Below are 11,207 nucleotides of genomic sequence, written 5' to 3' on the forward strand. Positions count from 1 at the left end.
CATGCGGACCGACCTCCTAACGGTCAGTCCGTTGAATCATAAAATCGATCCCATGGGAATCCCTGGCGACTCAACCCGACCCCAGAGCACTCTAGGGGGAATCATGGGCCTGTCCATCTCCCGAAACCATGGCGCCCGCCTGCCCGACGAGCTGGCCGATATCACGCAATCGGTCCAGACCATCGTCACCACGCCCGTGGGCTCGCGCCTGCGCCGGCGCACGTTTGGCAGCCACGTCTTCGATCTGATCGACGCGCCCGGCAACGCGGCCGGCACACTGCGCCTGATCGCCGCCGCCGCCGACGCCGTCGAACGCTGGGAGCGCCGCGTGCGTGTGCTGCGGGGCGCGGTGTCGGCCGGGTTCGACGGCCGCGCGACCCTGACCCTGGACCTTGCCCTGCGCCTGTCGGGGGCTCCCCTGACCGTCGATGTGGCTCTGACGGGAGCCAACGCATGAGCGACGGCCCGGTCATCAACATGTCCGCCACGCCGCCGCCGGATGTGGTGGAGGCCCTGGACTACGAGGCCATCCTCGCCCGCATGCGGACGGAGACCAAAACCGCCCTTGCGGCGGCGCTGCCCGATTGGGATCCGGAACTGGAATCCGATCCGCTGGTCATCCTGTTGCAGCGGTGGGCCTATGGCGAATTGGTGCTACGCGCCCGCATCAACGACGCCGCGCGCGCCGTGCTGCTGGCGACCGCGACCGGCGCCGATCTGGATAATCTCGCGGCCCTGGTCAACACCGTGCGCCTGACCGTGGTTCCGGCCGATCCGGACGCCACGCCCCCCACGGGGGCCGTCATGGAGACGGACGCGGCCCTGCGCGGCCGGGTGCAACTGGCCTGGGAAGGCTTGAACACGGCCGGGCCGGTTGGGGCCTATCGCTATCATGCCCTCGCGGCGGACGGCCGGGTGCGCGATGCCGCCATTGTCAGTCCGACGCCCGGCGATGTGGTGGTCACGATCCTGGGACACGACGGCGACGGCGCCGTGACGGAGCGCGAGACCGTCACCGACCGGCCCGTGACCCTGACGGGCGATACGGCCACGCTCGAAGGCGAGGCCATCACCGGGCTGACGGTGACCGGCGCGGAGCCCGAGACGGACTATCGCTGGGATCCGGAAACCAACACCCTGACCCGGATCCCCGGCGGGGTGATCCCGCCCGGCGGCACGGTCGCGGTCACCTATGAATGCGCGGGCGTGCTGGCGATCGTGGCCGCGCGGCTGCGCGACGACGACGTGCGGCCCCTGACCGACCGCGTGACGGTCCAGTCCGCGACCATCGTCCCCTACACCGTCGAGGCTCGGTTATGGCTGTACGACGGGCCGGCCTCCGCCCCGGTGCTGGGAACCGCCGTCCAGGAACTCGCGGACACCGTCGCCGCGCGCCACGCCCTCGGGCATGACGTGACCCGCTCCGCCCTGTTCGCGGCCCTGCATCGGCCGGGGGTCCAAAGGGTGGAGTTGATCGAACCCGCCGCCGACATCGTCATCGGCCCGGGCGAGGCCGCGTACTGCGTCGACATCGCCGTGACCGTGGGAGGGCGGGATGTCTAGGTCGCTGCTGCCCTCGAACGCGACGCCGCTGGAACGCGCCCTTGAGACCGTGATCGCGTCGGCGCACGGCCGGCTCGCCCCGGAGGTGATCGCCACCCTGTGGAACCCCGCCACCTGTCCGGTTGATCTTCTGCCCTGGCTGGCCTGGGCCTGTTCGGTGGACGAATGGGACGACGCGTGGCCGGAAGCCACCCGCCGCCGCGTCATTGCCGATTCCTATTCCGTCCACGCGGTCAAGGGCACCGTCGGCGCGGTCAAGCGGGCGCTCGCAAGCCTCGGATACGACACCCGGCTGATCGAATGGCCCGACGATGAGCCGCCGGCCGAGCCTTACACGTTCCGGCTCGAGGTCGACGTGTTCGGCCAGCCGATCACGTCGCACACCTACACCGAGATCGAACGCACGGCCCTCGCGGCGAAGAACGTCCGCTCGCACCTGACCGGCATTCGTGCCGTCGGGCGGGTGGATGCCGCCGTGTACGCCGGCGCCTTCGTCATCGGCGGCACCGGCGGGACGGTCCTGCCCTGGACCCCGTCCGAGATCACCGTGTCCGGCCCGTCCTACGCGGGCGCGGCCGTCTCCATGGTCTCCACACTCACCGTTCACCCCGCCCGGGAGGGCGCCTGATCATGGCCGACTATTACGGTCTTCTCACCGCGATTGGTGCGGCCAAGATCGCCAACGGGCTCGTCACCGGGCAGGCGGTCGAACTGACCCATATGGCGGTCGGAGACGGCGCCGGGGCGCCCGTGACCCCGAGGGAGACCATGACGGCGTTGGTGGGGGAGGTCTACCGCTCGACACCCGCCAGCATCCACCGCACGCCGGCGGATGAGGCCGTGCTTGAGGCCCTGTTGGTCATCCCGCCGCAGACCGGCGGCTGGACCATCCGGGAGGTGGGGGCCTTCGACGCGGACGGGGACCTGATCCTGCTGGCGAACTGGCCGGAGACCTACAAGCCGGTGATCGCCGAGGGGGCCTCCAACGACATGGCCCTGAAGATCCAGGCCGTCGTGGGGGCGCGGGCCAACATCGAGTTGAAGATCGACGCCAGCCTGCAATTCGCGACCCAGGCGTGGGTGCTGGACCGGCTTCCGGGCTACGCCACCACCACCGAACCCGGCCTTGTGGAGCTGGCCACGGAGGCGGAGGTCCGCGACGGCGCCGATGCCGAACGCGCGGTCACACCCGCCACCCTGTCGGCCCGCACCGCGACCACCACCCGCCCCGGGCTGGTGGAGCTGGCGACCGTCACCGAGGCCCGCGCCGGCGACGACACCACCCGGGCCACCACACCCGCCGGCACGGCCGCGCACGTCTCCGCCCGACTGGCCGCCGACCGCGCCGACCGTCGGGCCTTCACCTTCTTTATGGGGCAACTCTGATGGCATCCGGACGCCTGGGGGCGGCGGCCCCGCCCACCGACACCGACACCACCGTTTACACCGTGCCCGCCGACACGGTCGCGACGCTCAACGTCGCCGTCGTCAACCGTGGCGAGGAGCCCGCCACCGTGCGGGTCGCCGTGACGCCCAACGCCGCGCCGGCCGATGCCGACTGGATCGAATACGACGTCACCGTTCCGGCCGCCGGCGGGGTCCTGGAACGCTCCGGCATCGTGGCCGGCCCGGGCGAGCGCGTCATCGTGCGCGACGATGCCGGCACCTGCACCTATCGCATTCACGGTTTTGAGGGGAGCGCCTGACCATGGGCCGATTCTTGAGTGAAGCCAAGGGAACCACGGCCGCCGGTGGCAGCGCGACGACCTACGCCCTGGGGGCGGTTGCGGGGCAGCTCGGCACGTTCGGCACGGGCCGGCGGTGGGTGTTTTACAAGGCCGGCCGGTTCGTTCCGGAGCGCACGGGGCCGCACCGCATCCGCGTCCTGGGAGGCGGCGGCTCGGGTGGCGGTAGTGGCACCGACGGGCTCCCCGGTGGCACGAGTTCCTTTGCGGCGCTGCTGTCCGCGACCGGCGGTCAGGGGGGGCGCTCGCACAACGCCGGAGGCGCTGGCGGCGCCGGCGGTACCGGCGCCGGCGGGGATATGCGGGCCAGCGGCGGCGCCGGGGCCGACAACACCGGCTCCGGTGGCGGCGGTGGCGGCGCGGGCTCCCAGCTTGGGAATGGTGGCGACGGTGGGGGCGGCGGTGGAGGCGTCGGCCTGGGCCACGGGGGTCACACCGGCGGCGGGAGCGCCTACGGCCGAGGGTCCGCCACCTTCGCGGGGCCGGATGCCTCGGGGCGCCGCGCGTTCGTTGAGTCCACCGATTTCAGGAACCGGGGCAGCACACCGGAATGGGCCACGATCCGGTTCCCGGGCGATGGCTTCCCGGGCGGGGGCGGCATGCCGGCCCCTTCCGGAACCGGGGTCTATTTCGCGGGGCCGGGCGGCCCCGGAGGCGGCGGGTCCGGGACCTATGCCTCCGCCGCTGTGCGGGGCGGAGAAGGGGGCGACTTCGCGGGCGGCGGATCCAATGGGGGCATTGGCGGGTATGGCGGTGGTGGCGGCGGGGACATCACGCAGGGAAGTTCCTACGCCGGCGGCGGCGGGGGCGGCGGGTTCGCCTTGGGTGTGTTCGACCTGGTCGCAGGCCAGGGCTACCCGGTCACCGTTGGCCCCGGCGGTGACATGGCCGGCGGTCGCGGTGGCGACGGCCTTGTGATCGTGGAGTGGTGATGATGACGACCTACGCCCGCATTCTCAACAACCGCGCCGTGGACGTGGTCACGGCCGATCCCGCGACGCTCTTCCACCCGCTGATCGCGGCGGAGTTTGTGCCGGTCCCCGATGACGTGGTCCCCGGCGCCCTGCTGGACGGCGACGAATGGACGGCCCCGCCCGAACCGGACCCCGAACCGGAACCCGCGACCCCGTTGGAACAGGCACGCGCGGCCGTGATCGGGGCGATCGAGGCCCGCAAGGCGGAGGTCCTGGCCGCCGGCTACGCGGTCGACCAGGACGGCACCAGCCTGCACGTCGCGGTCCATGCCGACGCCCGCGCCGATCTGGGGGGCATGGCGATTACGGCCCTCGCTGCGAACGCCGGTTCGCTTGCATGGCCGGATGCCTACGCCCAGGGCTGGATCACCACGGAGAACATCCGCATCCCGCTGCCCGACCCGGGCGACGGCCTGACCCTCGCCGCCGGTGTCGGCGGCTGGTACGCGGCCGTTGTGCAGCACGCCCGCGACCTCAAGGACGCCGCCCTCGCGGCCGAGGACACGGCCGCCCTCGACGCTCTTGATCCCGACGCCGGGTGGCCGACCACGACCACCCCGGCCGAACAGGAGACCTGACCCATGGCCACCGACTATCACCACGGCGTGCGCGTGGTCGAACTGACCGACGTGGTCCGTCCGATCCGCACCGTCGAGACCGCCGTCATCGGCCTTGTGGCCACGGCCGCCGACGCCGACGCCGCCACCTTCCCCGAGAACCGGCCGGCCCTCATCACCGATGTGCGCACGGCCGCCGGCAAGGCGGGCGAAAGCGGCACCTTGGCCCGGGTGCTGGATGCCATCGCCGATCAGGCCAACGCCTTGACCGTGGTCGTCCGCGTGCCCGAGGGCGCGACCGAAGCCGAGACCACCACCCACGTCATCGGCGGCGCCGGCGCGGACGGTCACAAGACTGGCCTGCATGCCCTGAGGGCGACGGCCGGCCAGCTTGGCGTGACCCCGCGCATTCTGGGGGCGCCCGGCCTGGACACCGACGCGGTGACGGCGGAGCTGGTGACGATCGCCCAGGACCTGCGCGGCATGGCCTACGCCGGATGTTACGGCTGCGACACCCCGTCGGAGGCGGTCCTGTATCGGGCCGGGTTCGGCGCGCGCGAGCTGATGCTGATCTGGCCGGACTTCACCGCCTGGGATACGGCCACGTCCACCACACAGGCCGCCTGGGCGACGGCGCGCGCCCTGGGCCTGCGGGCGAAGATCGACGAAGACACCGGCTGGCACAAGACGCTGTCCAACGTTCCGGTGAACGGGGTCACGGGCCTGTCGCGGGATGTGTCGTGGTCGCTGCAAAGCCCGGCCTCGGACGCGGGCGTGCTCAACGCCGGCGACGTCACCACCCTGATTCGGGAAAACGGGTTCCGCTTCTGGGGCTCGCGGACCTGTTCCGAGGACACGGCCTTCGCGTTTGAGTCCTACACCCGCACCGCCCAGGTGCTGGCCGACACCATGGCGCGCGCGCACCTGTACGTCATCGGCCGCACCCTGCATCCCACCATCGCCCAGGACATCGTCGACAGCGTGGACGCCAAGATGCGCGAGCTGGTGGCGCGCGGCTATCTGATCGGCGGGCGGGCCTGGTTCGACCCGGCCAAGAACAGCGCATCGCAGCTCTACGCCGGCAAGCTGACGATCTCCTACGACTACACCCCGGTGCCGCCGCTGGAAAACCTGCTGTTCGAGCAGACCATCACCAGCGACTACCTCGTCGACTTCGCCGCCCAGATGGCGGTTTAACCCCCGGCTGCGCCGGAGTCTGATCCGCCCCGCTCCCCCACCCGACCACCCACATCATACTGTCGTTGGGTGGCCGGGTGGGGGAGTGGGACGGGTCGAGCTTCCGAAAGGACTCACCAATGCTTTCGAAAACGATCCGCAATTGGACGGTCATCGTCGACGGCCGCTCCATGGCGGGCCTCGCCGAGGACGTCACCCTGCCCGAACTGGAACGGGCGACCGAAAGCCTGCGCAACGCCGGCATGCTCGGCCCGGTTGAGACAGACCTGGGCCTGTCCGGCCTGTCGCTGTCGTTCACCCTGACCGAGTTCAACGAGGACGTCTTGCGCGCCTGGGGCCTGTTCGGCGCCGACGCCACGCCGGTGCGCTTCCTGGCCGGGGCGCGCTCGGACGAGAACGACGCCAACACCGACGCCATCGAGATCGCCGTGCGGGGCCGCTGGAAGAAGATCAGCCACGGGACGGCCAAGCTGGGCGAGGTCGCCAAGATGACCGTTGAGGTCCCGTGCTCCTATTACCGCTACCGCGTCAACGGCGAGACCCTGATCGAGATCGACCTGATCGCGGGAACCGAGATCGTCGACGGCGTCGACCGTCAGGCGGATATCCGCCGGGCGATCGGGCTGGTGAGTTAAGGGGGACCCGTCATGAGCGATTTTACTACCGTCAAACTCACCCACCCGATTCCGTTCGGGACGGACAAGACCCTCGATACCCTCCGCCTGCGCGCGCCCAAGGCCGGCGATCTGCGGGGCCTGAAGCTCGCCCGCCTGGAGGACGCCGAGGTCGACGCGGTCCTGTCCATCGTGCCCCGGATCAGCCTGGACGCGGTCGCCGCCGTGCATCTGGCCGAACTCCACCCGTCCGACCTTCTGACCCTGACGGCGGAGGTGCTGGGTTTTTTCGCGCCGCCGTCGCCGGCGGCCGAGGGGGTATCCCCGACGACGCCCGCGCCGCCTGGGGTGTGATGATGCAGGCGTTCCCGGGCTCGTTCCCTCCGGACGTCTTCGACGCCCTGGCGCTCGATCGCTACGCCGAGGCCTACGACCTCGCCGTCGAGGTCCTCACCGCCCAGGCGGACGCGGCGAAAAAAGCCCGGTGATCGGGAGACCCCAACCGGCCCGACCGGGCCGGCGGGCCGAAGGCCCGGAGCCCCGCGAGGCCAAAGGCCGAGCTGGGGCGAAAGGACACCAAAAATGGCTGATCTCAATCTCAAGATCGCCCTCGCGGCCATCGACAACGCGACCGCTCCCTTGCGCCGGGTGCGGGAGGCCGCGCGCCAGATGAGCGGCGGGGCGCGCGCGGCGGCGGAACGGCTGGGCACCCTGGAACGCTCGGCCGAACAGTTGACCGCGTTCCGCACCTTGCGCGCCAAGACACGGCAGAACACGCGCGCGCTGGCCGATCTTGAGGACGAGCTGACCGGAGCACGGGAGAAGCTGGCCCGCGTCACCCAAGAGACCAACGGGTCCGGCCGGGCGTTCCAGCGCGCGACCCAACATGTGGCGTTCCTGGAGAAGAAAGAGGCCGGGCTGATCAAGCGGACCCACGGCCTTCAAAAGGCCATGGCCCACGCGGGCGAGGCCTTGCGGGACGCCGGCGTGGACACGGAACACGCCTCCGCCGAGACCCGGCGCCTGTCGGCCGACATGGCGCGCGCGACACGGCACGCCAACGCCCTGGCCGGGATCGAGGCGCACTTTGACCGCATCCGCCGCGCGGCGGGTGGGGCGGCCCTGGCCGCCGGCGCCGTCTCCGGCCGGCTCTCCGGGCTGGTGGGGGCGACGGGCCTGGGCGGACTGATCGGCGGCGGGCTGGCCTCGGCCGGGCTGGGGTCCATGGTGCAGGGCTTCGCGGACGCGGGCCGCGAGATCGACCTGTGGTCCCGGCGTTTGGGCGTGGGGGCGACGGCCCTGCAAAGTCTCATCGCGGTCGGCGGCCGGTTCGGCATCGAACAGGACGCCATGATCGACGGCCTCAAGGAACTCAGCCTGCGCGCCGATGAGTTCGCCGCCGCCGGCGCCGGCGAGGGGGCGGAAGCGTTCCAACGGCTCGGCCTGACCCGCGACCAGCTCACCGCCACCAAGGGCGACACGGAGGCCCTGTTCGAACTGGTGCGCGGCGAGATGGAGGGGATCCAGGACGTCGCCGCCCGCCAGCGCATCGCGGACGAACTGTTCGGGGGAGCGGCCGCCGAGCAGATGGTGGAGATGCTGACCACCTCCACGGACGAACTGCGCCGCATGCGGGCGGAAGCGGAGGCCTCCGGCCAGATCCTGCCGGCCGAGGATATCGCCCGCGCGCGCTCCCTGTCGGACGGCCTGCGCCGCCTGACCGGGCAGTTGAGCGGCCTGTCCAAGACCATCGCCGCCCGGCTGGCGCCGGTGCTCACACCCCTGATCCGCCAGTTGGGCGACTGGATCGCCGCCAACCGGGACCTGATCGCGACACAGATCGGATCCGTGGTCGAACGCCTGACCGCCGCGCTTGATCGGGTGGACTGGTCGGGCGTGCTGGAGGGCCTGCGCGCGTTCGGCGCCCGCGTTGGCCGCGTCGTGGAGGCCATCGGCGGCTGGGACAACGCCATTATCGCGGTGATCGCAACCATGAACGCTGGGCTGATCGGATCCGTGGTGACGCTCGGGGCGAAGCTGGTGAGCCTCGCAAGCTCCGCCCTGCCGGCGGTGATCGGAGGCGTGCGTGCCCTCAGTGCCGCCCTGATGACCAACCCCATCCTGGCCGTCATCGGCGGCATCGCGTTCGGGGCCTATGCGATCTATGCCAACTGGGACCGCATCGGCGCGTGGTTCACCGCGAAGATGGACCGGGTCCGGGCCGCCTTCGACCGGGGGCTTGGATCCGGGCTCTGGACCATGCTCAAGGAACTGAACCCGTGGCGTCTGATCGCCGACGCGTGGGACGGCCTGTTCGACTGGCTGTTCGGGATCGACCTGTCCGGGTTGGTGTCGCGCTGGTTCGGCCCGGTGCTGGGCGCGGCGGGAGGCCTCGCCGGCGCGTTGCTGGCCCCCCTGGACGCCGTGCGCGCCGCGTTCGATCGGGGCCTGGGCGCGGGCCTGTGGGCGGCCCTGACGAAGACCAGTCCTTGGGCCTTGGTTCGCGGTGCTTGGGAGGGCCTGTTCGAGTGGCTGTTCGGCATCGATCTATCCGGGCTGGCGGATCGGCTGTTCGCGCCCGTGCGCCAAGCCCTCGACGACATGCTGGCCGGCTTCCGCAATCTGTTGCCCGATTGGGCGCTCGACTCGCTTGGGCTGGGGCCATCCTCCGACGCGGACGACGAAACGCCCGCGAATCCCGACGCCGGCGCGCCGCCGACACGGCCGACCCTGCCGGGGCGGTTCGCGAGCCGCGAGCCCTACGCGGACGGGCGCCCATCGATCACCCGCCCGGCCAACGACGACACCCCGCCCGTGCGCATCGTCGAGACCGCCCCGGGGGTGGCCGCCGCCGCCCAGGCGGCCGGGGCAACCACCGCCGTGGACTCCCACGACACCTACCAGATCACGGTCCACGCGCCGCCCGGCCTGGACGCCCAGGAGGTTGCGCGTCTCGTGCGCGCCGAGCTGGACGCCCGGGACGCAGACCGCCGCTCCGCCGCCCGTGCGCATCTCTATGATGGAGTGCGATAAATGCCGTTGATGACCCTCGGCCTGTTCACGTTCCAGACCGACACCGTTCCGTTCGCGGACATGGCGCGGGATAGCTCCTGGCGTTGGCCGTCGCAGGACCGCGCGGGTGCCGCGCCCGCCTATCAGTACACCGGCCCGGGGGCGGACACGCTCACCCTGTCCGGCACCCTGATGCCGGAGGTCACGGGCGGCCCGGTGCATCTGGACACGCTCCGCCGCATGGCGTCGGAGGGCAAGGCGTGGCTGCTGATGGACGGCCAGGGGCGCCGGCGGGGAACGTGGGTTGTATCCAGCGTGCGCGAGACCCGCACGCACATGATGAACGACGGCACGCCGCGCAAGGTCGACTTCACCCTGTCCCTGACGCGCTATTCCGACGACGACATCGCCGGGCGCGGCGCCCTCACGGACAGCCTGCCCGGCCGCCTGGGGGCCGTGACCACCGATGACGTCATCGCGGGCGCACGCGACGCGGCCGGAGCCCTGGCCGGGGCCGTCGGCGATCTGTGGAGCCTGTACCGGTGATCCCGGCGTGGCGCGTCACCGCCGACGCTGTGGACGTGACGGCGGCCGTGGCGGCGGGCCTGCTGTCCCTGACCGTCACCGACAAGCCCGGGTTGGATTCCGACGAACTCACCCTGGCGATCGCCGATCCCACCGGCTCCCTTACGCTGCCCCGGCGTGGCGTCATCCTGCGCGTGGCGTTGGGCTGGCAGGGATCGCCCCTGATCGACAAAGGGCGCTACCGGGTCGACGAGGTCCGCCACGCCGGCCCGCCCGATCGGATCGAGATCAAGGCCCGTGCCGCCGATCTGACCGGAGGCCTGCGCGCCCACCGGGACGCGTCCTATGACGAGACCACCCTGGGCGCGGTCCTTCAGAGCGTCGCCGCGCGCCACGGCTTGGCGCCGGCGATTGCCGACTCCCTGGCCGCGCTGCCGATCCCCCATCTCGATCAGGCGACGGAATCGGACGCCCACCTGGTCACGCGCCTGGCGCAACAGGTCGACGCCATCGGCACCATCAAGGACGGCCGTCTGGTCTTTACCCCGCGCGGCGCCGGCGTCACGGCCGAGGGGGCGACCCTGCCCGCCGTCACCGTGGCGCGGACGGACACCGCGTCGCATGCCTTCGGGATCCAGGACCGCGAGGGCGAGACGACTGGGGTCCGCGCCGTTTGGCGGGACCATGACGCGGCCGAGGACCGGGCGGAGCTGGCCGGGGCTTCTGGGACCGTCACCACCCTGCGCCGGGTCTACCCGTCCCAAGCCGAGGCCGCCGCCGCCGCCCGCGCCGCCCTGACCGACATCGCCCGGGGGCAGCGCGACCTGCGCCTGTCCCTGGCATTCGGCCGGCCGGAGATCATCGCCGGCCAACCGCTCGCTGTGACTGGATTCCGCCCGGAGATCGACGCCGTTGCCTGGGTGGTCGGCTGTGTAACCTGATGTCTGGAAATTTTGTTCGTGGGGGCGCACCTGCGTGCCCATCCGTGGGGCGCGCCCCACGGATGGGCTACCCTCCAGT

At 71.6% G+C, this 11,207-nt stretch carries 14 protein-coding genes; all 14 read left to right on the forward strand.

The window, feature by feature from the left end:
• Positions 1-103 precede the first annotated feature (103 nt).
• Positions 104-457, forward strand: a complete 354-nt coding sequence (locus tag GGD89_RS18530; RefSeq protein WP_184048691.1) for a GPW/gp25 family protein — start codon at positions 104-106, stop codon at positions 455-457.
• On the forward strand, positions 454-1,563 hold the full coding sequence (locus GGD89_RS18535; protein WP_184048694.1) for a baseplate assembly protein: 1,110 nt from the start codon (positions 454-456) through the stop codon (positions 1,561-1,563). The genes GGD89_RS18530 and GGD89_RS18535 overlap by 4 nt, the downstream gene beginning before the upstream one ends.
• A complete protein-coding gene (locus GGD89_RS18540) occupies positions 1,556-2,191 on the forward strand; it encodes a phage tail protein I (protein ID WP_184048697.1) in 636 nt (211 codons plus the stop codon). Before GGD89_RS18535 ends, GGD89_RS18540 begins: the two co-directional genes overlap by 8 nt.
• A gap of 2 nt (positions 2,192-2,193) precedes the next feature.
• Entirely contained in the window at positions 2,194-2,949 is a 756-nt protein-coding gene (locus GGD89_RS18545; protein WP_184048700.1) for a phage tail protein, read from the forward strand.
• Positions 2,949-3,269, forward strand: a complete 321-nt coding sequence (locus tag GGD89_RS18550) for a hypothetical protein (protein ID WP_184048703.1) — start codon at positions 2,949-2,951, stop codon at positions 3,267-3,269. Before GGD89_RS18545 ends, GGD89_RS18550 begins: the two co-directional genes overlap by 1 nt.
• A 2-nt stretch (positions 3,270-3,271) precedes the next feature.
• A complete protein-coding gene (locus tag GGD89_RS18555) occupies positions 3,272-4,240 on the forward strand; it encodes a hypothetical protein (protein ID WP_184048706.1) in 969 nt (322 codons plus the stop codon).
• Positions 4,240-4,860 carry a DUF4376 domain-containing protein gene (locus GGD89_RS18560; protein WP_184048709.1) on the forward strand — a complete coding sequence of 207 codons (621 nt, stop codon included), beginning with the start codon at positions 4,240-4,242 and terminating at the stop codon, positions 4,858-4,860. The genes GGD89_RS18555 and GGD89_RS18560 overlap by 1 nt, the downstream gene beginning before the upstream one ends.
• A 3-nt stretch (positions 4,861-4,863) precedes the next feature.
• Positions 4,864-6,036, forward strand: a complete 1,173-nt coding sequence (locus GGD89_RS18565; RefSeq protein ID WP_184048712.1) for a phage tail sheath protein — start codon at positions 4,864-4,866, stop codon at positions 6,034-6,036.
• A 119-nt stretch (positions 6,037-6,155) separates the two neighbouring features.
• Positions 6,156-6,671, forward strand: coding sequence for a phage major tail tube protein (locus GGD89_RS18570; RefSeq protein ID WP_184048714.1), 516 nt, complete (start codon positions 6,156-6,158; stop codon positions 6,669-6,671).
• 12 nt (positions 6,672-6,683) lie between these two features.
• A complete protein-coding gene (locus GGD89_RS18575) occupies positions 6,684-7,004 on the forward strand; it encodes a phage tail assembly protein (protein WP_184048717.1) in 321 nt (106 codons plus the stop codon).
• Positions 7,004-7,138: a hypothetical protein gene (locus GGD89_RS20445; RefSeq protein WP_281396754.1), complete on the forward strand. Its 135-nt coding sequence runs from the start codon at positions 7,004-7,006 to the stop codon at positions 7,136-7,138. Before GGD89_RS18575 ends, GGD89_RS20445 begins: the two co-directional genes overlap by 1 nt.
• A gap of 94 nt (positions 7,139-7,232) precedes the next feature.
• Positions 7,233-9,683 (forward strand): phage tail tape measure protein, encoded by a 2,451-nt coding sequence (locus GGD89_RS18580; protein ID WP_184048720.1) that lies wholly within the window; start codon positions 7,233-7,235, stop codon positions 9,681-9,683.
• A complete protein-coding gene (locus GGD89_RS18585) occupies positions 9,684-10,208 on the forward strand; it encodes a phage tail protein (protein ID WP_184048723.1) in 525 nt (174 codons plus the stop codon). It abuts the gene before it with no gap.
• A complete protein-coding gene (locus GGD89_RS18590) occupies positions 10,205-11,128 on the forward strand; it encodes a contractile injection system protein, VgrG/Pvc8 family (protein WP_184048726.1) in 924 nt (307 codons plus the stop codon). The genes GGD89_RS18585 and GGD89_RS18590 overlap by 4 nt, the downstream gene beginning before the upstream one ends.
• Positions 11,129-11,207: the final 79 nt, after the last annotated feature.

The sequence above is a fragment of the Roseospira visakhapatnamensis genome (assembly GCF_014197915.1).
In the GTDB taxonomy this organism is placed as follows: Bacteria; Pseudomonadota; Alphaproteobacteria; order Rhodospirillales; family Rhodospirillaceae; genus Rhodospira; species Rhodospira visakhapatnamensis.